The following is a 20,996-nucleotide window of genomic DNA, read 5'->3' as shown; positions in this document are numbered from 1 at the left end:
GAGGAAAGGAAAACAAAGGGAAAATGAAAAAAGATGCAAAAATTAAAAAAATTAATCTGAACTTTAAATTTAAAAAAATTAAAACAAAATTATTAGCTTTAACCTTAAGTGTATTTATTCTTTCTTTAGCTATAATTGTTGCAATCTCAAGTGTTTCCAGCTATAACAATACAATGAAAACACTTAGAAGTACATTATCTGAAACTGCCAGTGTTGCATCAGGTAAAATCTCTGTGCAAATGAATGGCTTTGAAAATTTAGTACAGCAAGTTTCATACAGTAATACAATCAGTAGTGATTTGCCTAAAGATGAAGTAATTGCTGAAATGGCTAATATTGCTAATCGTCAAGGATATAGCTATATGCTTAGAACTGATGTTTCAGGAATTTCTTATAAAACCGGAATTGATGTTTCTGATCGAGATTACTTTCAAGAATGTAAGAATACCGGTTCGCCATATTTATCAGACCCGTTGGTAGATAGAGAAACACAAGAAAAAGTAATTATTATAGCTTCACCAATTATGAAAAACGGTGTTTTTGATGGTGTTCTTTATGTTGCAATTGATGCATTACAACTATCTAAATTAGTTCAAGAGATTGTTGTAGGTGAAACTGGAACAGCTTACATATTGAATAAAGAAGGCGTTACTATTGCTGCTTATGATGAAAGCATTGTTGAAAATGAAGAAAATACCCAAGAACTTTCTAAGACTGATGATAGTCTAAAAGAAGTTGCGGCAATTGAAGCAAAGATGTGTGCTGGTGAATCCGGTTTTGGTCAGTCTCATTACGATGGTGTTGTAGAATTAACATCTTATGCACCAATACCTAATACTAACGGATGGAGTATGGCGGTCACTGTTTCTAAAGATGAGTTTGTCAAATCCACTTATTCATCTTTATTGTTTGATATAATAGCTTCCATTATTTTGCTTATACTTGCTTCTATTGTACTTATTAGATTTGCATCATCTATTTCAAAACCAATTATAGCTATTAATAATGAAATGCTTGAATTTGGTAAAGGAAACTTCTCAAATGAATTTTCATTAAAGCCAGATTCTACCGAAATTGGTGAGCTTACACAGTCAATTATTACTTCTAAAAAGATTTTGAAAGATGTAATTGATGATACTGCAACAGGATGTAAGGAAATGGCGAACGGAAACTTTGATATTAATACATCTGTTGAATATGTAGGTGAATTTTTAGATATAGAAAAGGCATTGAAACAAATCAGTGAATCTTTAAGTGAGACTTTAGGTCAAATCAATTTAGCTGCAGAACAAGTTTCATATGGAGCAGAACAAGTGTCCAGTGGTTCTCAAGCTTTAGCACAAGGTTCTACTGAACAGGCAAGCACTTCAGAGGAACTTTCTGCAAGTATTAACACTGTTGCTGATCAAGTATCGGATAATGCTAAGAATTCGACAGAAGCAAATATGAAATTAGGTCATTTAAGTCAAGACATTACATTAAGCAATCAGCAAATGCAGAAATTAATTGAAGCTATGAAAGAAATAAGCAATACATCAAGTGAAATAGAAAAAATAAATAAAACAATTGAAGATATTGCTTTCCAAACAAATATTTTAGCACTGAATGCTGCTGTGGAAGCTGCCAGAGCAGGAGCAGCCGGGAAGGGGTTTGCAGTTGTTGCTGATGAAGTTAGAAACTTGGCAAGCAAGAGCGCTGAAGCTGCTAAAAATACTACTGCTTTAATAGGAAGTGCCATACTAGCTGTAAATAATGGTTCATCTATCGCTGATGAAACTGGTAAATCGTTATCATCTGTAGTTAACGAATCAAAAGCTGTAACAGAAACAGTAGACAAAATAACAGAAGCTTCAAACGAGCAAGCAAATGCTTTAGCTCAAATAACTCAAGGCATGGAGCAGATTTCCAGTGTAGTTCAATCTAATTCTGCTACTTCAGAAGAAAGTGCTGCGGCTGCTGAAGAGCTATCAGGTCAGGCACAAATGCTGAAAACTCTTGTTAAAAAATTCAAACTTAAAGACATGGATGTATCAAATTTAGCATCATATGATAATTCAATAAATTTTACAGGGACCAATGAAATTAGTGAGTCTGCTGATACAACTAATTTTGATAGTAAATATTAATAAAAACTTAATTCCCAAGATAGTAAAAATCCAACGGCATTAGCTGTTGGATTTTTATTATCCTCCTAAAGTAATATCTTGTGATTGATACCAGTCTAAAGCTTGGTATAATTGATTAGGTTTAAAATCCGGCCATAATTCATCCAGTACATATATATCTGAATAAACAGATTGTATTGGTAAAAAACCGCTTAATCGCCTTCTTCCTCCCCATCTGATAATCAGATCTATTCTTGATATATCTGATGATGCCAATCCTCCTTTATATTTCAAATCCCAATCCCATCCATAATTTACTAAAAAGTTTACTTTTATTTTACCGCTGCCAAACTTAACTCTTTTAGTAAATGGTAATAATTCTTTTGGGAAGCAAGAAGACTGTGTATTTCCTACTACTAAAAGCTGTGCATCTTTATCTATAAGATCCATTACTGCATTTACGCAAGCTTCTTGAAAAGCAGTTTTTTGAGCAGCAGGTCTTTTAGTATTATCCACCGTAAAGCCGTATAAGGTTAGTTCTTCTATACCCATATCTTTACATAGTTCATAGAGCTTAAAACCTGGATTAATTCCATAGTTATAACCTTCTTTTTTATCTAATCCTTTAGAAACAGCCCATCTTCTGTTTCCATCCGGAATAACACCAATATGTTTCGGTAACCGCTTATATAAATTCATAGATATACTCCTCTTGATCTAACTATATTATTACCAATTATTGTGCCTAAATTTTTAATTTTATATACAAAAAAGAACCATTCGCTTTAAATAAACAAATGGTTCTTAATCTATTAATAATGTATTTAACTATATTGCTTAAAAAAACAATCATAAATATACATATACATAAAAACTAAACTAATTCTAAAAAGACTACTTCTGCACAGTCTCCCGGTCTAGGTCCTAACTTTAAAATTCTAGTATACCCACCATTTCTGTCAGAATACTTTGGAGCTATTTCGTCGAATAGCTTTGTTACTACATCCTCATCGTAAACGTATGCAAGGACTTGTCTTCTTGCATGTAAATCGCCACGTTTTGCTAATGTAATCATTTTTTCAGTTTTTCTTCTTGCTTCCTTTGCTCTTTGATCTGTAGTTGATATTCGTCCTTCTCTAAGAAGGTCTGTAACTAAGTTTCTAAGCATAGCTTTTCTATGAGCAGTAGGTCTGCCTAATTTTCTGTAACCTGGCATTACTATTCTCCTTTCTTTTGATTTCGTTGACCAGCTTATAACTCCAAAATTATCAGCTGACAACGGTGCATATTATAAATACACTTTATTCATCATTTGGTCTTAATCCAAGATCTAATTCCTCAAGCTTTAGTTTTACTTCGTCTAGAGATTTCTTACCAAGGTTTCTAACCTTCATCATATCTTCTTCAGATCTATGAGTAAGTTCCTCTACAGTATTAATTGACGCACGTTTCAAGCAGTTAAATGAGCGAACTGATAATTCTAATTCTTCAATGGTCATTTCAAGAGCTTTTTCTTTCTGGTCTTCTTCCTTCTCAACCATGATTTCCATAGATTCCATACTATCAGTAAGATCAATAAATAACTTTAAATGCTCCTGCATAATTTTAGCTCCGATTGAAACGCCTTCCTTTGGTGTAACACTGCCATCTGTCCAAATTTCTAGTACTAATTTATCATAATCCGTGACCTGACCAACTCTGGTATTTTCAACGGTAAAGTTTACTTTCTTTACCGGAGTATAAATAGAATCCACAGGAATAACAGCAATTGGCATTGATTCAGTTTTATTTTGATCCGCAGGGACATAACCTCTTCCTCTCGAAAGATTAATTTCCATCACTAATGATGAATTTTCTTCAAGGGTTGCAATATGCAAATCCGGATTAAAAATTTCTAAATCACTGTCAGCTATAATATCCCCGGCAGTCACTTCCTTAGGTCCTACTGCATTGATAATTACTCGCTTTGAATTTTCACCATTAATTTTTACAGCTAACTTTTTAAGATTTAGAATAATCTCCGTAACATCTTCTTTTACTCCTGGTATTGTTGAAAACTCATGAAGTATTCCGTCAATTTTTATTGATGTAACAGCTGCACCTGGAAGAGAACTAAGAAGAATTCTTCTTAAACTGTTTCCAAGAGTCGTACCGTATCCCCTTTCCAAAGGTTCAACTATAAATTTACCATAATTAGCATCATCATCAGAAAATATACATTCAATTGTTGGCTTTTCGATTTCTATCACTCAAAAACCCTCCCTTTTTCTTTACTCAATTGCAAAATCTTATATATAGATTCTTGCATACGTCATGCAATTTATCAAAAGATTTGATAAACGCTGACGATATACATTCCAAATTTTAAACTTAAAATTTGGATAAATGCAATTATTTTGAGTATAATTCGACGATAAGATGTTCTGCGATTGGAGTATCTATATCTTCTCTAGTCGGTATTGAAACAACTTTACCTTCTAGTTTACTTACATCTACAGTAATCCAAGAAGGTACACTTATTGACATATCTTTTATCTCCTTAAACTTAGGAGAAGATGCACTCTTTTCTTTTACTTGTATAATTGATCCTGCTTTCACTTCATATGATGGAATATCTACTTTGTTTCCATTTACTAAGAAATGTCCATGTTTTACAAGCTGTCTAGCTTCTTTTCTTGATGAAGCAAATCCCATTCTGAAAATTACGTTGTCAAGTCTGCTTTCAAGCATTATAAGTAGATTTTCACCAGTGATTCCCTTAATTCTTGCTGCTTTATCAAAATAATTTCTGAATTGAGTTTCAAGAACACCATAGAATCTCTTAGCTTTCTGTTTTTCTCTTAACTGTAAGCCATATTCAGAATTTTTCTTTCTGCTTTGTCCATGCTGTCCCGGAGCGTAATTTCTTTTTTCTATAGCGCATTTAGTGCTATAACATCTCTCGCCCTTAAGGAACAACTTCTGACCTTCTCTTCTGCATAATCTGCAAGATGGTCCTGTATATCTAGCCATATTAAATTACACCTCCTTTAATTAAACTCTTCTTCTCTTTGGTGGTCTGCAACCATTGTGTGGAATTGGCGTGATATCTTTAATTAGATTTATTTCAAGACCTGCTGTCTGTAATGCTCTAATTGCTGCTTCACGACCAGAACCAGGTCCCTTAACATATACTTCAACCATCTTAAGTCCATGCTCCATAGCACCTTTTGCAGCTTCTTCTGCTGCCATCTGTGCAGCAAACGGAGTAGACTTCCTTGATCCTTTAAAACCAAGTGATCCTGCACTTGACCATGAAAGTGCATTACCGCTAAGATCTGTAAGAGTTATTAAAGTATTGTTAAAGGTGGATTGGATATGAGCCTGACCACGTTCAATGTTCTTACGTTCTCTTCTCTTTTTTCTAACTGTCTTTTTTACAGTTTTTGCCATTAGTTCCTACCTCCTTACTTTACTGCTTTTTTCTTTCTACCTACAGTCTTCTTAGGACCCTTACGAGTTCTTGCATTTGTTTTAGTTTTCTGACCTCTTACTGGAAGACCTCTTCTATGTCTGATTCCTCTATAGCAGCCAATTTCCATAAGTCTTTTTATATTAAGAGAAACTTCTCTTCTAAGATCTCCTTCAACTGCATATTCCTGGTCTATAATTTTTCTGATTGCTCCAGCTTCATCTTCAGTTAAATCTTTAACTCTTGTGTCTGGATTAATACCAGCTTTTTTAAGAATTTTTAATGAAGTAGGTCGTCCTATACCGTATATATACGTTAGACCAATCTCTACTCTTTTATCTCTTGGTAAGTCGACACCGGCAATACGAGCCATATCTTATTCCTCCTTCTTCGCGTTAATTTATAGAAAGCTCCTTAGGTAGTCATGTTATCTGACGACAATATGACACAGCCGCTCCCAAAGGGCAATTCTTGTATTTATGATTGTTTTAAAATTGAAACAAATAATTAATCTCAACCTTGTTTCTGCTTATGCTTCGGATTTTCACAGATAACCATTACTTTTCCGTTTCTTTTAATAACTTTGCACTTTTCGCAGATAGGTTTTACTGAGGCTCTTACTTTCATTTCTGTTCCTCCTATTACTTATCTCTCCAGGTAATTCTACCTCTTGTTAGATCATAAGGTGACAATTCAACCTTTACCCTGTCACCAGGTAAAATCCTGATAAAGTTCATTCTAATTTTTCCTGAAATGTGTGCAAGTACTTCGTAGCCGTTTTCCAGTTTTACAATAAACATTGCATTTGGCTGGGCTTCTAATACGGTTCCAAATACTTCTATGACATCTTTTTTAGCCATAAAATTCGCACCCTCCTATATTGTGAGCATCATAGGCTCACCATCAGTTATAACAACACTATTTTCATAATGAGCAGAAAGTTTTCCATCTAAAGTAACTACAGTCCAATTATCAAGTGTTACTTCAACTTCATAACTTCCCTGATTTACCATAGGTTCAATAGCAAATACCATTCCTGGCACCAATCTTGGTCCTTTTCCAGGTTTACCATAGTTTGGAATCTGAGGATCTTCATGCATGTTTCTACCAATTCCATGACCCACAAAATCTCTTACTACAGAAAGCCCTTCGGATTCAACCTTACTTTGAATAGCCGACGAAATATCGGAAAGCCTGTAACCGACTTTACAAAATTTTAAGCCTTCAAAAAAACTATCTTTTGTAGCAGTAATCAAATGTTGTGCTTCCTCTGAAATAGCTCCTACAGCATAAGTTCTTGCAGCATCACTCACATATCCCTTATACGTAGCTCCCGTATCTACACTGACAATATCGCCTTCTTTTAGTTTCCTCTTCTTTGAAGGTATTCCATGAACCAGTTCTTCATTTACAGAAACGCATGCGCTCGCCGGAAAACCATTATAACCTTTAAAGCTAGGAATCATATTGTATTTTAAAATTATATTTTCTATAAAATCATCTATATCTTTTGTAGATATGCCTGGTTTAATATAATTTTCAAGTTCGGCTAAAATATAACCAGTAACTTTTCCTGCTTCCCTCATTATTTCTATTTCTTGTTGTGATTTGATGATAATCATGATTATGCTCCTAAAACATCCACTATATCGTTAAATACGTTTTCCAGACCTGTAGCACCATCGATGTGTGATATAACTCCGGATTTTTCATAATAATCAATTAGTGGTTTTGTTTGCGCAAGATATACTTCAATTCTGTTTTCTACTGTAGCTTCAGTGTCATCAGCTCTTTGATATAATTCTCCTCCGCAAACATCACAAACACCTTCCTTTTCAGGAGGCATATTAATTACGTGATAAGTTGCTCCACAGTTTCTGCAAACTCTTCTTCCTATTAATCTAGTTAATAATTCTTCTTTTTTAACATCAATATCCAATACATGATCTATTGATAGATTACGTTCAGAAAGATATTTGTCAAACTGCTCAGCCTGATATACTGTTCTTGGAAATCCATCAAGCAGAAATCCATTTTTACAATCATCTGCACTTAAACGGTCTTCAATTAATTGAATAGTTAAATCATCAGGAACAAGACTTCCCTTGTTCATATATTCTTTAACTTTTAACCCAAGGGCAGTTTCTTCCTTGACATTTTTTCTAAAGATATCCCCTGTAGATATATGTGGGATATTATATTTTTCAGAGATTCGACTAGCCTGTGTTCCTTTACCAGCCCCTGGAGGTCCAAGTAAAATAATTCTAAGCATTTTATATATCCTCTCTATTTTAAGAATCCTTGATAATTTCTCATCACCATTTGTGATTCAAGTTGCTTCATCGTATCTAGCGCTACACCTACAGCAATCAGTAATGATGTTCCGCCAAAGTGGATTTGTAAAGCAGTAAACTGCTGAAGCAAAGTAGGAAGTGTAGCAATAAATGCTAGGAAAACAGCTCCTACAAATGTGATTCTTGTCATAACTTTATTTAAATATTCAACAGTAGATCTTCCTGGTCTGATTCCAGGTATAAATCCGCCATTTGCTTTCATATTATTAGCAACTTCCATAGGATTAAAAGTAATCGCTGTATAGAAATAGGTAAAGAACATGATTAACAATATATTAAATATTGAATAAATCCATATTCCAGGATTACCTTGTGTTGACAACCACTTTATTACAAAATTTGCAAACCCAGTTCCTGAAGTAAAGTATGTTATTGTTATAGGAAATTGTAATAATGAAAGTGAAAATATTACTGGAATAACTCCAGCTTGATTTACTTTCATAGGAATATGTGTTGACTGACCGCCATACATTTTTCTTCCAACTACTCTTTTCGCATACTGTACAGGTATTCTTCTTTGACCTTGTTGAATCAAAACGATTCCAATAACTACGATCAAAGCAAATAAACAAAATAGTATAACTGAAAGAATTCCAATTTTTCCATCCTGCATATCAATCCAAGTTTGATGAATGGCTGAAGGTGCTCTTGAAATAATACCTGCAAAAATTATTAATGAAATACCATTTCCAATTCCACTTTCATTAATCTGTTCACCTAGCCACATTAGAAAAGCTGTACCTGCTGACAAAGTCAATACTATTACTGTTACTGAAAAAAAGTCATCACTTACAAGTGCTCTTCTAAATAATCCAACTGAAAGTCCTATAGCCTGAATAAAGGCTAATATAACTGTTAAATATCTCGTATATTGTGCAATTTTTTTCTTGCCTTCTGTCCCTTCTTTTGCCAATGCCTCAATTCTAGGTACTGCAATGGTCAAAAGTTGAAATATAATTGAAGCTGTGATATAAGGAGTAATGCTAAGCGCAAATATAGTAAAATTACTAAATGCTCCTCCTGAGAATAGGTCAAACAAACCAAATAATCCCATATCACCATTAAAGACATCATTTAATACATTTCTGTCTATACCTGGTACAGGAATATTTGAGCCCAATCTAAATACTAACAGCATTAGAAGCGTAAAAATCATTTTTTTTCTAATATCTACAATTTTCCACGCATGGGCGATTGTTCTAATCATACTCATTTAAATCACCTCTGCCTTTCCTCCGGCAGACTCAATTTTTTCGATTGCTGTTTTGCTAAATTTGTGAGCCTTGACAGTTACATTCTTTTCTAAGTTTCCTTCTCCAAGAATCTTTATACCATCAACAATCTGTTTAGCAAGTCCTTTTTCTTTTAAAAGCTCTGGAGTAATTACAGTACCAGCTTCAAATGTATTTAAATCATCTACATTTAAAATAACATACTCTTTTCTCCAAATATTTGTAAATCCTCTTTTAGGAATTCTTCTATATAATGGCATCTGACCGCCTTCAAAACCAGGTCTAGTTCCTCCGCCGCTTCTTGAATTCTGACCATTCATACCTCTACCACCAGTTTTACCCTGTCCAGTAGCTGTACCACGACCTCTTCTTTTAGTCTTTTTGGTTGAACCTTCGGCTGCTTTTAATTCATGCAATTTCATTTTTCAACACCCCCATTCCTAAATTTCTTCGATTGTTAAAAGATGTTTTACTTTTTCTATTGCTCCACGTGTCTGTGGTGTGTCAGGGTGCTCAACAGTCTGATTCATTTTTCTTAAGCCTAACGCTTCTACTACTTTTCTTTGGTATGGGGAAGCGCCAATTGTACTTTTAGTTAATGTAATTTTTACTGATTTAGCCATTTGCATCTTCCTCCTTATCCTAAGACTTCTTCCTTAGTTTTACCTCTTAATCTGCTGATTTGTTCAACAGTCTTAAGATTTCTAAGACCTTCTACTGTAGCATAAGCCATATTCCCTGAATTATTTGAGCCTATAGATTTTGCTCTTACATCCTTAATTCCTGCTAACTCTAATACCATACGTACAGAACTTCCTGCAATTACTCCGGTACCTTGTGCAGCTGGCATAATTAATACCTGTCCTGCTCCAAATATACCTAGTGTTCTATGTGGTATTGTTGTTCCTACAGTTGGAACATATATTAATTTTTTCTTAGCATCTTCGATTGCTTTTCTTACAGCCTCAGGGATTTCCTGAGCTTTTCCAAGTCCAACGCCAACATAACCTTCGCCGTTTCCAACTACTACCGTTACGCTAAATCTGAAATTTCTTCCGCCCTTAACAACTTTAGCTACACGTCTAATGTTAACGATGGATTCTTTTAAGTCCAGCTTGGATGCATCAATCATATTTTGTCGCATTCCTTTTCTCCCTCCTGTTAGAATTTCAATCCTGCTGCACGTGCTCCGTCAGCTAATTCTTTTATTCTTCCATGATATAAGTATCCACCTCTATCAAAAGCAACAACTTCTATACCTTTAGCTAATGCTTTTTTTGCAACAGATTCTCCTACAAGTTTTGCTACTTCTTTATTGCCGCCATAAGCAGCCTGCGCTTTGATATCATTATCAAGTGAAGATGCAGCAACCAATGTATTTCCGTTTACATCATCAATAATTTGTACAGAAATGTTCTTAAGGCTTCTGTATACACATAATCTTGGTTTTTCAGGAGTTCCGGATAGGTTTTTTCTAACTCTTTTATGTCTAGCTAAACGTCTATCATTTTTACTTTCCTTTGCCATTTATCTCACTCCTTCCTATTTCTTCTTAGCACCGGTTTTGCCTTCTTTTCTGCGTACTACTTCTCCTTCATAGCGAATACCTTTTCCTTTGTAAGGTTCTGGAATTCTCCATTTTCTAACGTTAGCCGCATAATTTCCAACAACCGCTTTGTTTATACCCTTTACAACAACTTCAGTTGGAGATGTTACCTCAGTAGTAATTCCTTCAGGGTCTTCCATTTTAACAGGATGTGAGTATCCAAGATTCAGTACTAAATCTTTGCCTTTTTTCTCAGCTTTATAACCGACTCCCACAAGTTGAAGTTTCTTTTCAAATCCATTTGTAACTCCCACAATCATATTGTTTATAAGAGTTCTGGAAAGACCATGTACTGCTCTTACTTCCTTGTCATCGCTATCTCTAGTAGCTGTTAATACTCCATCATTTATTTCTACTTTAATTAATTTACTGATCTGTTCCTGCAATTCACCTTTAGGTCCTTTTACAGTGACAACATTTTTATCACTTACTTTAACCTCTACGCCGGCAGGAATAGTCACAGGCAATCTACCTATTCTTGACATTTTTAATTCCTCCTACCAAACATAACAAATAACTTCGCCACCAACACCTAATTTTCTTGCTTGTTTATCACTAATAATTCCATTTGATGTTGAAATTATTGCAATTCCCAAACCTCCAAGCACTTTTGGTACGTCGTTAGCTTTTGCATAAACTTTTAAACCAGGCTTTGAAATCTTTTTAATTCCACTTATTACTCTTTCTTTATCAGCACCGTATTTAAGCTGAACTTTTATAATTCCCTGGTTCCCATTATCGATAATATCATATCCTTTAATGTATCCTTCTTCAGTTAAAATTCCCGCAATAGATTTTTTCATATTTGATGCAGGGATGTCAACTGTTGCATGTCCTACAGTATTGGCATTTCTGATTCTTGTTAGCATATCTGCTATAGGATCTGTCATTGTCATTACAGTTGTACCTCCTTCCTTATACTAATGTTTACCAGCTTGCTTTTTTAACGCCAGGAATTTCTCCCTTGTAAGCTAGTTCTCTGAAACAGATACGGCATATACCATATTTTTTCAATACAGAGTGTGGTCTTCCACAGATCTTGCATCTTGTATATGCACGTGTTGAAAACTTCGGTTTTCTCTGTTGTTTTATCTTGAGAGATGTCTTTGCCATTTGTTCCCTCCTATTTCTCGAACGGCATACCTAGAAGTTCAAGCAGACTTGCTGCTTCTTCGTCTGTTTTAGCCGTTGTCGTGAATATAATATTCATACCTTTAATTTTATCTACTTTATCATAACTAATTTCAGGGAAGATAAGCTGCTCTTTAACACCCATGGAATAGTTTCCTCTACCATCAAATGAATTCTTGCTCACTCCTTTGAAATCTCTAACTCTTGGAAGAGACACATTAAAAAATTTATCAGCAAATTCAAACATGTTATCTCCTCTTAAAGTAACCTTTATTCCTACAGGATTTCCTTCTCTTAGTTTAAAGTTAGCTATTGATTTTTTTGCTCTGGTAATAACAGGTTTTTGTCCTGTTATAATCGCTAATTCTTCAACTGCAGTCTCAAGAAGTTTTGCGTTATCTTTTGCCTCACCAAGACCCATATTAATAGTAATCTTTTCCAGCTTCGGCACTTCCATAACATTTTTATATTTAAATTTTTCTATTAAAGCATTGTACACTTCATTTTTATAAGTTTCACTTAGTCTAGCTGCCAAGATCGTTCCCTCCTTTCTTCGCATTTATTAGTCAATTAATGCACCTGTTTTCTTAGATACTCTCTTTTTAACTCCGCCTTCAATTTTATATCCGATTCTTGTAGGCGCCTTTGCTTTGCTGTCGTAGTACATAACATTTGAAACATCCACAGGACCTTCTTGATGCTTTATTTCACTAGCAGCTGTTCTAGTCTGTTTTTGATGCTTTGTCTGTATATTAACTCCTTCAACAATAACTTTTCCATCTTTAGGCATAGCTTTTAAAACTTTACCTTTTTTTCCTTTATCTTTACCAGTTATTACTAGTACTGTATCGTCTTTCTTAATATGCATCCTTCACACCTCCTATAATACTTCTGGTGCCAATGACACTATTTTCATAAAGCTTTTATCTCTTAATTCTCTAGCAACAGGTCCAAAAATACGTGTTCCTACAGGATTTTTATCTTCTTTTATAATTACAGCTGCATTCTGGTCAAATTTAACATAGCTTCCATCTACTCTTCTAGCACCATGTTTTGTTCTAACAACTACAGCTCTTACAACGTCGCCTTTTTTTACAACTCCACCCGGAGTAGCTTCTTTAACTGCACATACAATTACATCTCCAATATTAGCATACTGACGGCTTGTGCCTCCAAGAATACGAATACAAAGTAATTCTTTTGCGCCAGAATTGTCGGCAACTCTTAATCTGGTTTCAGTTTGGATCATTTTGGTCGCCTCCTTATTATTTAACCTTTTGAACTATGTTAACAAGTCTCCATCTCTTATCCTTAGATAGTGGTCTTGTTTCCATAATCCTTACCTTATCACCGATGTTACACTCGTTATTTTCATCGTGAGCTTTGAACTTCTTAGTTCTCTTTACGGCTTTTCCATAAAGGGAATGTCTTACGAAGTCTTCCACAGCTACGACAATTGTCTTATCCATTTTATCACTTATCACTAAGCCAACTCTGGTCTTTCTTCTGTTTCTTTCTAACATATTACATCCTCCTTCCTGTTAGCCTTGAACCTTTTTTAATTCATTTTCTCTCATTATGGTTTTTACGCGTGCAATTTCTTTTTTTAAGTCCCTTAATTTTATAGGATTTTCAAGCTGACCAGTTACATGCTGAAATCTCAGATTAAAAAGCTCATTCTTAAGTTTTTTTAGTTCTGTGTTCAATTCAACATCTGTCAGCTGTCTCATTTTTTCTAATTTCATTACGCTTCACCACCCTCTGCTATTTCTTCACCTTTCACAGCAAATTTACACTTTACAGGGAGTTTATGGGATGCAAGTCTCATTGCTTCTCTAGCTGCTTCTTCTGATACACCCTCTATTTCAAACATTACTCTTCCTGGTTTTACTACTGCTACCCAGTACTCTGGTGCTCCTTTACCGGAACCCATTCTAACTTCAGCAGGTTTCTTTGTTACTGACTTATGTGGGAATATTTTAATATATACTTTACCACCTCTTTTTATAGATCTAGTCATAGCTATACGAGCGGACTCTATTTGATTTGAAGTGATCCAACCACATTCTTGTGTTATTAGGCCGTAAGTTCCATAAGTAATAGTATTACCTTTTGTGGCTACGCCTTTCATTCTTCCCCTATGGACTCTTCTGCGTTTAACGCGCTTTGGCATTAACATCGCTTTCTTCCTCCTTTCTCAATCGCTTATTCTGTTGTTTCAGCTACATTAGCTTCTGTATTTACTTCTTCCGCAGCAGTAGTTGCTTTTTCAGGTTCTGCCTTAGGAGTTAATCTCTTTCGAGGATTAACTGCTGCCGGAATTTCAGGTTTATTATCTCTTGGATTTCTTCTGTCATTTCTAGATCTGTCATTTCTTGATCTATCATTTCTTGATCTATCATTATCTCTTCTGGATCTTCTGTCATTCTTTCTATCGCCTCTTCCTTCAGATTTTACTTCAGGAACAGGATTTTTAAGACCTTTTTCAAGAATTTCTCCGTGATTAATCCAAACTTTTACACCAAGTTTACCATAAGTTGTATCTGCTTCTGCAAAACCATAGTCAATATCAGCTCTTAAAGTATGCAGCGGTACGTTACCTTCACTGTATTTTTCACTTCTTGCAATTTCAGCTCCGCCTAATCTTCCTGAAACTAAAACTTTAATTCCCTTTGCATTGGCTTTCATAGTTCTTCCAATAGCTTGCTTCATAGCTCTTCTAAATGAAATTCTCTTTTCTAAAGCCTGCGCAATGCTTTCGGCAGTAAGCTGTGCATCTAACTCAACTCTTCTAACTTCAACGATACTGATATCTATTTTCTTTCCTGTAAGCTTTGCAACTTCTGATTTAAGTTCATCAATTCCATTTCCTGATCTTCCGATTACCATACCTGGTTTACCAGTAAGAATGATGACTTTCATTTGATTGTTTGCTGCTCTTTCAATTAATATCTTTGAAATTCCCGCAGCATATAATCTTTTCTTTACAAATTCTCTGATTTTATTATCTTCTACAAGATAATCTGCGAAATCTTTTTTATCTGCATACCATTTGGAATCCCAGTCTTTTATAACGCCCACTCTTAACCCATGTGGACTTACTTTCTGACCCATTCAACGAACCTCCTGTTCTGAGTATTTTATTTTTCCTTTAGTGTTACGCCTACGTGGCTGCTTCTTTTTAAAATTACTGATGCTCTGCCTTGTGATCCTGCTCTCCATCTTTTCATCGTTGGTCCTTGATGCGCATATACTTCAGCAACATATAAAGCATCTGGATTCATGTCAAAGTTATTTTCCGCATTTGCTGCTGCTGACTTTATAACTTTTTCTACTATTTCCGAACCTTTACCCGGTGTAAACTTTAATATAGTCAGTGCCTCGTTTAAGTCTTTACCTCTTACTAAATTCGTAACAGGTTTAAGCTTTATAGGAGACATTCTTACATATTTTGCAATTGCTTTTGCTTCCATTATTTAAGATCCTCCTTTTTTACTATTTTTTAACTTTCGAAGACTTGTCTGCTGCATGACCTCTGTAGTTTCTAGTAGGAGCAAATTCTCCTAGTCTATGTCCTACCATATCTTCTGTAATATATACCGGAACGTGTTTCTTTCCATCATGTACAGCAATTGTATGTCCCACCATCTGCGGGAATATAGTTGATGGTCTTGACCATGTTTTCAATACTTTTTTATCATTGGCTGCGTTTAATTCTTCAATTGCTTTGAGCAATTTTGCATTAACGAAAGGGCCTTTTTTAAGTGATCTACCCATTTATAGTTCCTCCCTTCTGGCTATTTTTCGTTACGTCTCTTTACGATATATTGATTTGACGGTTTATTTTTCTTTCTAGTCTTATAACCAAGTGCAGGTTTACCCCAAGGTGTAACTGGACTAACTCGACCAATACCGGTTTTACCTTCACCACCGCCATGTGGGTGATCATTAGGATTCATTACAGAACCTCTTACTGTAGGTCTGATTCCCATATGTCTTTTTCTTCCGGCTTTACCTATCTTAATATTTTCATGATCTAAATTGCCTACTTCTCCGATTGTAGCTCTACACTCAATTCTTATTTTTCTAACTTCTCCGGAAGGTAATCTTACTTGCGCATAATTACCTTCTTTTGCCATAAGTTGTGCGCCATTTCCTGCGGATCTTACTAATTGACCACCTTTTCCAGGTTTTAATTCAATATTATGAATTATTGTACCTACAGGAATATTTTTTAAAGGAAGTGTATTTCCAATTTGAATATCTGCATCTTCTCCTGATATTACAGTATTTCCTACTATCAGCTTATTTGGAGCTATAATATATCTCTTTTCTCCATCTGCATATATAATCAATGCTATATTGGCACTTCTGTTTGGGTCATATTCTATTGTGGTAACTTTTCCTGGAATACCATCTTTGTTTCTCTTGAAGTCGATAATTCTATATTTTGGTCTGTATCCACCGCCTCTGTGTCTTACAGTAATCTTTCCTCTAACATTTCTTCCGGCATGTTTCTTTAGGGTTACAGTAAGGGATTTTTCCGGTGTATCAGTTGTAATTTCTTCAAATGTTGAAACCGTCATTCCTCTTAATCCAGGAGTGGTCGGATTATATTTTTTAATTCCCATATTGTTCGTCCCTCCTTATAGACCTTGGAAGAATTCGATTTCCTTACTTTTATCTGTAAGGGTCACGATTGCCTTCTTTGAAGCCGCAGTTCTTCCTACGTTTCTTCCCATTCTCTTTACTTTACCTTTAACATTCATAATATTTACTTTTTCTATTTCTACTCCGAAGATTTCTTCTAGAGCTAATTTTACTTCTGTTTTATTAGCATCTACCGCAACCTTAAAAGTATATTTCTTATCCTGTGCATCATCCATACTTCTTTCTGAGATAACAGGTTTTAAAATCACATCGTAAGGCGTTCTCATTATGAATACACCTCCTCAATCTTGTTTATAGCATCTTTTGTAACAATAAAGCTTGTATAATTAACTATATCATATACATTCATAGTTGATACTAGGCAAGTCTTTACCCCTTTAATGTTAGATGAAGATCTAATTACATTTTCATCCTTATCAGCCATAACGATAAGTGCTTTTTTTGCAGCTTTTACATTCTCTAACACTTTTAACATTTCTTTTGTCTTAGGTGCATCAAATTTTAATGTATCTAAAACTATAATTTCCTTTTCCTCCACCTTTGAGGATAACGCAGACTTAAGTGCAAGCCTTTTAATTTTCTTTGGCACTGAATATCTGTAATCTCTTGGTTTTGGTGCAAAGACAACACCACCGCCTACATGATTAGGAGCAGTTATGCTTCCCTGTCTTCCACGACCAGTTCCCTTCTGTCTGAAAGGTTTTCTTCCGCCGCCTCTAACTTCGCTTCTATTTTTAGCTGACTGAGTACCTTGTCTCTGATTTGCTAAGTAATTTTTAATTACTTGATGAACCGCATACTGATTTACTTCAATTCCAAAGATATCATCTTTTAGTTCAATGCTTCCAGCTTCAGCACCAGCCATATTTAGCATAGTTATTTTTGCCATTTGTTACTTCCTCCTTTCTGAAGTCATTATCTATTTGTCTTGACCTTTAACTGCATATTGAATTCGAAGCAGACCGCCTTTTCCTCCCGGCACTGCACCTTTAACAAGCATAAGGTTTCTGTCTTCGATTACTTTTACAAGAACTACATTCTGTACTGTTACAGTATCACGACCCATTCTTCCTGGACCATCATTACCCTTAAATACCCTTGAAGGATATGTTCCGCCGGCAAGTGCTCCTGCAAGTCTCTTGTGCTTTGAACCATGAGTCATAGGTCCTCTGTGGTGTCCATGTCTCTTAATATTACCTTGAGTACCTTTACCTTTTGAAACTCCTGTAACGTCTAATTTAACTCCAGCTTCAAAATCAGCCACGGTAATAACCTGATTTGCCTCATAGGTTTCACCATCTTCTAGTCTAATTTCAGTTAAATGCTTTTTAAGAGGAGCTTGCCATTTTGTAAAATGACCTTTTGTTGGCTTATTTAATCTCTGTTCTTTCACATCACCGTATCCGATTTGTACAGCATTGTAGCCATCATTTTCAATTGTTTTAATTTGAGTAACGACTGCTGGGCCTGCTTCTATAACAGTTACAGGAATCGCTTCTCCGTTTTCAGAAAAGATCTGAGTCATTCCGACTTTTTTTCCTAAAATTGTTTTCATATTTTTCCTCCTGAATTCTTACAGCGGATTGCTTGTTAGCAATCATACTAAGGGGAGTTCCCTTATAACACTTATATGGAAAATCTCTCTTTATGAAAAATTTTCTTACTTTTTGTGCTTCTCAACAAATCTTCGCTTTGTTATAATTTGATTTCGATATCCACACCTGCAGGTAAATCTAATTTCATTAATGAATCTACAGTTTTAGGTGTAGTATTTGAGATATCGATTAATCTCTTATGAGTTCTCTGTTCGAACTGCTCTCTGCTGTCCTTATACTTATGAACTGCTCTTAAAATAGTAATAACTTGCTTTTCAGTTGGCAGTGGAATCGGTCCTGAAACATCTGCTCCGCTTTTCTTAGCAGTGTCTACGATTTTTGCTGCTGACTGATCCAATGATTTGTGATCATAAGCTTTAAGCTTAATTCTAATTTTTTGTTGTTCTGACATTCTTTTTTCCTCCTGAACTATTTTCGTACGTTTTCGCTATGCCTGTACGGGGGGTTCACTTCTTTGTTTAAGACTTATAACCGATACACAGGTCTCGGTACACGTCTCCGTGTGTTTCGTTATTTTTTACACAAAACAAAAAGCACGAGAATCCCTTCGCCCCTTTCTTGAAAGGACAATTCTCTGCAGAAATTACCTGATAGCTCAGCAACTTCCTGCTTCATCGCATTTACCCATATTTTGTAATAAAATGCTTACAATTATATGGCCAGGCTACTTATAAATATATTTCTTACTCACAAGCTTTTTTAGTATATTATATATGACAATAAATTGCAAGCTTTTTTAAATATTTTTTCATATTTTTTTACTAATTAATCTAATAATTTCAATGGTTTGAGGCATATATATAAATACACGCCTCGTGGTGTTTCATTATCATATTACAAAGCTCAATATATTGTATTTTAAATATTATCGCTATACTATATATAGAATCAACTTTTTATCATAATACATTTTTTTAATTACAATTTATATCAATTTTATAATATTTCGTTTACAGTAATAATTTTCCAATCATTAACAGCAATATTCTTTCGTGCGAATCCATTAAATTTTTTTGCCCTATCTTTAACTTTTTTTCCTAAATCTATAATTTCTATAGGTTGTAATTGGCTGTCTTCTTCTATAATTAAATCAACCTCTTTTCCATCTTTATCTCTATAATGATAAAATGGTGGCTTTATGCCTTTGTTATAATATCTTTTTATCATTTCTGCTACAACCCATGTTTTAAATAATTTTTCAGGTTTTTTTATTTCTGCCAAATATGAGCAAAGACCTGTATCCATAAAATACATTCTTGGTACATCAATAATACGTGTAAGCTTTGGGTGAGAAAATGGTTGAATTAAGCCAATAATGCCTGCGGAGACTAAAAGAGATAACCATTTCTTTGCGGTGGGCTGACTAATCCCCACATCTTTTGCTAATACAGCATAATTTACAAGTTCTCCGCTTCTTTTTGCCGCACTTATCATAAATTTCCTAAATAAGATGATATCCGTAACAGTAGTCATTCCTCTTATTTCTTCTCTTAAAAATTCTTGCATGTATTCATCAAAATATTTATCTCTGCTATTATCTATACCTTCGCCATATAATGCAGGCATACTTCCCCTTAATATTTGTACATTAATTTCATTTTCTTCAACAATATCAATATTAAAAAGATCCAAAGTTTCTCCCGTTATTTCTTCATAGGTAAGGCCCATCATATGGGCTATTCCAACATTATCTCCCATTGTTCTTCCAACATTATCAAAGAGATCACACATATGTGTTGCTACTAACCAAAAGTCACCATTGTTATTATTTTTAGCACAATATTGATTTATGTAAGGCATTAGATTTAATGCATACTGTATACCTATTATTGCCACCGGAGGTTTAATACATTCAAAAAATACGTCAGGATTTTCAATTACTATATTTCTTAGTTCTTTATCATCAAAAGAAAAATATTTTCGGCCATCGTCTTCTAACATTTTAAGTAATGTTCTTCTTCCTGTGCCTTTAGCTCCAGTTAGCATCAATACAGAATAATTATTATTTATATTACGAATGGTGCTTTCAATATTCCGTTTAATATTCATATTGTTTACCTCCAAACATATAACCTCGTATTTTATTATAGCCGATATATATCTTTTGTCAATTATAATCTATAGATAATTATTTAAATTTAATGATTTTATATAAAAACTAAATAAGTTTATTTTATATCCATTAAAATCTCTTTAATCTGCAAAATCAATTTCCAATACAATCTAGATTTTGTGAATATCATACAAAATTAAAACTAGAGACAATTTGCCTCTAGTTCTAATTTTTATGATTTATAATTTATTATTATATTATTCGATAATAGACGCAACTACTCCTGCACCTACTGTTCTTCCGCCTTCTCTGATGGCAAATCTTAATCCTTCTTCGATTGCGATTGGTGTTATCAATGTAATTGTCATCTGTACGTTATCTCCAGGCATACACATTTCTGTTCCTTCTGGTAACTGTAAATCTCCTGTTACGTCTGTTGTTCTGAAGTAGAACTGTGGTCTGTATCCGTTAAAGAATGGTGTATGTCTTCCACCTTCTTCTTTCTTTAATACGTATACTTCTGAAGTAAACTTTGTATGTGGATGGATTGTTCCTATTTGTGCTAGTACCTGTCCTCTTTGAATCTCGTCTCTTTGTACTCCTCTTAGTAGTGCTCCAATGTTATCTCCTGCTTCTGCTTGATCCAAAAGCTTTCTGAACATTTCTACTCCTGTTACTACTACTTTTCTTGGTGCTTCCATCAATCCTACGATTTCTACTTCGTCTGATACTTTTAGGATTCCTCTTTCTACTCTTCCTGTTGCTACTGTTCCTCTT

35 protein-coding genes are annotated in these 20,996 nt (G+C 34.6%); 1 reads left to right on the top strand and 34 read right to left on the bottom strand.

What is annotated here, in order from left to right:
• Window positions 1-23 precede the first annotated feature (23 nt).
• Entirely contained in the window at window positions 24-2,126 is a 2,103-nt protein-coding gene (locus K292_RS17005) for a methyl-accepting chemotaxis protein (protein WP_051280691.1), read from the top strand.
• A gap of 57 nt (window positions 2,127-2,183) precedes the next feature.
• Here the strand turns inward: K292_RS17005 and K292_RS0111490 are convergent, their stop codons facing one another.
• From K292_RS0111490 to K292_RS0111325, 34 genes are all read right to left on the bottom strand, one after another.
• Window positions 2,184-2,804, bottom strand: coding sequence for an undecaprenyl diphosphate synthase family protein (locus tag K292_RS0111490; protein ID WP_027399949.1), 621 nt, complete (start codon window positions 2,802-2,804; stop codon window positions 2,184-2,186).
• Window positions 2,805-2,979: 175 nt separating this feature from the next.
• Complete coding sequence (gene rplQ / locus K292_RS0111485) at window positions 2,980-3,321, bottom strand: 50S ribosomal protein L17 (protein WP_027399948.1); 342 nt, start codon at window positions 3,319-3,321, stop codon at window positions 2,980-2,982.
• Between the two features lie 85 nt (window positions 3,322-3,406).
• Window positions 3,407-4,354 carry a DNA-directed RNA polymerase subunit alpha gene (locus tag K292_RS0111480; RefSeq protein ID WP_027399947.1) on the bottom strand — a complete coding sequence of 316 codons (948 nt, stop codon included), beginning with the start codon at window positions 4,352-4,354 and terminating at the stop codon, window positions 3,407-3,409.
• Window positions 4,355-4,496: 142 nt separating this feature from the next.
• On the bottom strand, window positions 4,497-5,117 hold the full coding sequence (gene rpsD / locus K292_RS0111475; RefSeq protein ID WP_027399946.1) for a 30S ribosomal protein S4: 621 nt from the start codon (window positions 5,115-5,117) through the stop codon (window positions 4,497-4,499).
• Window positions 5,118-5,138: 21 nt separating this feature from the next.
• Window positions 5,139-5,537: a 30S ribosomal protein S11 gene (rpsK, locus tag K292_RS0111470; protein ID WP_027399945.1), complete on the bottom strand. Its 399-nt coding sequence runs from the start codon at window positions 5,535-5,537 to the stop codon at window positions 5,139-5,141.
• Between the two features lie 14 nt (window positions 5,538-5,551).
• Entirely contained in the window at window positions 5,552-5,929 is a 378-nt protein-coding gene (gene rpsM, locus K292_RS0111465) for a 30S ribosomal protein S13 (protein ID WP_027399944.1), read from the bottom strand.
• Between the two features lie 140 nt (window positions 5,930-6,069).
• On the bottom strand, window positions 6,070-6,183 hold the full coding sequence (gene rpmJ, locus K292_RS0111460) for a 50S ribosomal protein L36 (protein ID WP_005999442.1): 114 nt from the start codon (window positions 6,181-6,183) through the stop codon (window positions 6,070-6,072).
• Window positions 6,184-6,197: 14 nt separating this feature from the next.
• A complete protein-coding gene (gene infA, locus K292_RS0111455; RefSeq protein ID WP_027399943.1) occupies window positions 6,198-6,416 on the bottom strand; it encodes a translation initiation factor IF-1 in 219 nt (72 codons plus the stop codon).
• A gap of 15 nt (window positions 6,417-6,431) precedes the next feature.
• Window positions 6,432-7,178 carry a type I methionyl aminopeptidase gene (gene map / locus K292_RS0111450; protein ID WP_027399942.1) on the bottom strand — a complete coding sequence of 249 codons (747 nt, stop codon included), beginning with the start codon at window positions 7,176-7,178 and terminating at the stop codon, window positions 6,432-6,434.
• 2 nt (window positions 7,179-7,180) lie between these two features.
• Window positions 7,181-7,828 carry an adenylate kinase gene (locus K292_RS0111445; protein WP_027399941.1) on the bottom strand — a complete coding sequence of 216 codons (648 nt, stop codon included), beginning with the start codon at window positions 7,826-7,828 and terminating at the stop codon, window positions 7,181-7,183.
• A 14-nt stretch (window positions 7,829-7,842) separates the two neighbouring features.
• A complete protein-coding gene (gene secY / locus K292_RS0111440) occupies window positions 7,843-9,117 on the bottom strand; it encodes a preprotein translocase subunit SecY (RefSeq protein WP_027399940.1) in 1,275 nt (424 codons plus the stop codon).
• Between the two features lie 6 nt (window positions 9,118-9,123).
• Window positions 9,124-9,564, bottom strand: a complete 441-nt coding sequence (gene rplO, locus K292_RS0111435; protein ID WP_027399939.1) for a 50S ribosomal protein L15 — start codon at window positions 9,562-9,564, stop codon at window positions 9,124-9,126.
• Between the two features lie 18 nt (window positions 9,565-9,582).
• Window positions 9,583-9,765 carry a 50S ribosomal protein L30 gene (gene rpmD, locus K292_RS0111430; protein WP_027399938.1) on the bottom strand — a complete coding sequence of 61 codons (183 nt, stop codon included), beginning with the start codon at window positions 9,763-9,765 and terminating at the stop codon, window positions 9,583-9,585.
• Between the two features lie 14 nt (window positions 9,766-9,779).
• The gene (gene rpsE / locus K292_RS0111425; protein WP_027399937.1) at window positions 9,780-10,286 is read right to left on the bottom strand and encodes a 30S ribosomal protein S5; all 507 of its coding nucleotides are present in this window, start codon (window positions 10,284-10,286) and stop codon (window positions 9,780-9,782) included.
• 17 nt (window positions 10,287-10,303) lie between these two features.
• Complete coding sequence (gene rplR / locus K292_RS0111420) at window positions 10,304-10,669, bottom strand: 50S ribosomal protein L18 (protein WP_027399936.1); 366 nt, start codon at window positions 10,667-10,669, stop codon at window positions 10,304-10,306.
• Between the two features lie 15 nt (window positions 10,670-10,684).
• A complete protein-coding gene (gene rplF / locus K292_RS0111415; RefSeq protein WP_027399935.1) occupies window positions 10,685-11,233 on the bottom strand; it encodes a 50S ribosomal protein L6 in 549 nt (182 codons plus the stop codon).
• Between the two features lie 12 nt (window positions 11,234-11,245).
• On the bottom strand, window positions 11,246-11,644 hold the full coding sequence (gene rpsH, locus K292_RS0111410; protein ID WP_027399934.1) for a 30S ribosomal protein S8: 399 nt from the start codon (window positions 11,642-11,644) through the stop codon (window positions 11,246-11,248).
• A 31-nt stretch (window positions 11,645-11,675) separates the two neighbouring features.
• Window positions 11,676-11,861: a type Z 30S ribosomal protein S14 gene (locus K292_RS0111405; protein WP_027399933.1), complete on the bottom strand. Its 186-nt coding sequence runs from the start codon at window positions 11,859-11,861 to the stop codon at window positions 11,676-11,678.
• A gap of 10 nt (window positions 11,862-11,871) precedes the next feature.
• On the bottom strand, window positions 11,872-12,414 hold the full coding sequence (gene rplE, locus K292_RS0111400; protein WP_027399932.1) for a 50S ribosomal protein L5: 543 nt from the start codon (window positions 12,412-12,414) through the stop codon (window positions 11,872-11,874).
• A gap of 27 nt (window positions 12,415-12,441) precedes the next feature.
• Window positions 12,442-12,747 (bottom strand): 50S ribosomal protein L24, encoded by a 306-nt coding sequence (gene rplX / locus K292_RS0111395; protein WP_027399931.1) that lies wholly within the window; start codon window positions 12,745-12,747, stop codon window positions 12,442-12,444.
• A 12-nt stretch (window positions 12,748-12,759) separates the two neighbouring features.
• Complete coding sequence (gene rplN / locus K292_RS0111390; RefSeq protein WP_027399930.1) at window positions 12,760-13,128, bottom strand: 50S ribosomal protein L14; 369 nt, start codon at window positions 13,126-13,128, stop codon at window positions 12,760-12,762.
• A gap of 16 nt (window positions 13,129-13,144) precedes the next feature.
• Entirely contained in the window at window positions 13,145-13,402 is a 258-nt protein-coding gene (gene rpsQ / locus K292_RS0111385; RefSeq protein ID WP_027399929.1) for a 30S ribosomal protein S17, read from the bottom strand.
• An 18-nt stretch (window positions 13,403-13,420) separates the two neighbouring features.
• A complete protein-coding gene (rpmC, locus tag K292_RS0111380; protein WP_027399928.1) occupies window positions 13,421-13,624 on the bottom strand; it encodes a 50S ribosomal protein L29 in 204 nt (67 codons plus the stop codon).
• Window positions 13,624-14,058 carry a 50S ribosomal protein L16 gene (gene rplP / locus K292_RS0111375; RefSeq protein WP_027399927.1) on the bottom strand — a complete coding sequence of 145 codons (435 nt, stop codon included), beginning with the start codon at window positions 14,056-14,058 and terminating at the stop codon, window positions 13,624-13,626. The genes rpmC and rplP overlap by 1 nt, the downstream gene beginning before the upstream one ends.
• 26 nt (window positions 14,059-14,084) lie before the next feature.
• Window positions 14,085-14,993, bottom strand: a complete 909-nt coding sequence (gene rpsC / locus K292_RS17000; RefSeq protein ID WP_037373123.1) for a 30S ribosomal protein S3 — start codon at window positions 14,991-14,993, stop codon at window positions 14,085-14,087.
• 26 nt (window positions 14,994-15,019) lie between these two features.
• Complete coding sequence (rplV, locus tag K292_RS0111365) at window positions 15,020-15,352, bottom strand: 50S ribosomal protein L22 (RefSeq protein ID WP_027399926.1); 333 nt, start codon at window positions 15,350-15,352, stop codon at window positions 15,020-15,022.
• Window positions 15,353-15,374: 22 nt separating this feature from the next.
• The gene (rpsS, locus tag K292_RS0111360) at window positions 15,375-15,656 is read right to left on the bottom strand and encodes a 30S ribosomal protein S19 (protein ID WP_027399925.1); all 282 of its coding nucleotides are present in this window, start codon (window positions 15,654-15,656) and stop codon (window positions 15,375-15,377) included.
• A 20-nt stretch (window positions 15,657-15,676) separates the two neighbouring features.
• Window positions 15,677-16,510 carry a 50S ribosomal protein L2 gene (gene rplB, locus K292_RS0111355; protein WP_027399924.1) on the bottom strand — a complete coding sequence of 278 codons (834 nt, stop codon included), beginning with the start codon at window positions 16,508-16,510 and terminating at the stop codon, window positions 15,677-15,679.
• A gap of 15 nt (window positions 16,511-16,525) precedes the next feature.
• Window positions 16,526-16,816 (bottom strand): 50S ribosomal protein L23, encoded by a 291-nt coding sequence (gene rplW / locus K292_RS0111350; RefSeq protein ID WP_027399923.1) that lies wholly within the window; start codon window positions 16,814-16,816, stop codon window positions 16,526-16,528.
• Entirely contained in the window at window positions 16,816-17,439 is a 624-nt protein-coding gene (gene rplD / locus K292_RS0111345; protein ID WP_027399922.1) for a 50S ribosomal protein L4, read from the bottom strand. The genes rplW and rplD overlap by 1 nt, the downstream gene beginning before the upstream one ends.
• Before the next feature lie 30 nt (window positions 17,440-17,469).
• Window positions 17,470-18,105, bottom strand: a complete 636-nt coding sequence (gene rplC, locus K292_RS0111340; RefSeq protein WP_027399921.1) for a 50S ribosomal protein L3 — start codon at window positions 18,103-18,105, stop codon at window positions 17,470-17,472.
• A gap of 140 nt (window positions 18,106-18,245) precedes the next feature.
• The gene (gene rpsJ, locus K292_RS0111335; RefSeq protein WP_027399920.1) at window positions 18,246-18,557 is read right to left on the bottom strand and encodes a 30S ribosomal protein S10; all 312 of its coding nucleotides are present in this window, start codon (window positions 18,555-18,557) and stop codon (window positions 18,246-18,248) included.
• Window positions 18,558-19,102: 545 nt separating this feature from the next.
• Window positions 19,103-20,215 carry an ATP-binding protein gene (locus K292_RS16995; RefSeq protein ID WP_051280690.1) on the bottom strand — a complete coding sequence of 371 codons (1,113 nt, stop codon included), beginning with the start codon at window positions 20,213-20,215 and terminating at the stop codon, window positions 19,103-19,105.
• A 261-nt stretch (window positions 20,216-20,476) separates the two neighbouring features.
• Window positions 20,477-20,996 (bottom strand): EF-Tu C-terminal domain-related protein (locus K292_RS0111325; protein ID WP_027399919.1); only part of this gene is annotated, 520 nt, incomplete at its 5' end.

The organism is Anaerovorax odorimutans DSM 5092 (assembly GCF_000426305.1).
GTDB lineage: Bacteria > Bacillota > Clostridia > Peptostreptococcales > Anaerovoracaceae > Anaerovorax > Anaerovorax odorimutans.
The sequence above is the reverse complement of the archived record's forward strand: the minus strand, read 5'-3'. Positions and strand labels throughout refer to the sequence as shown.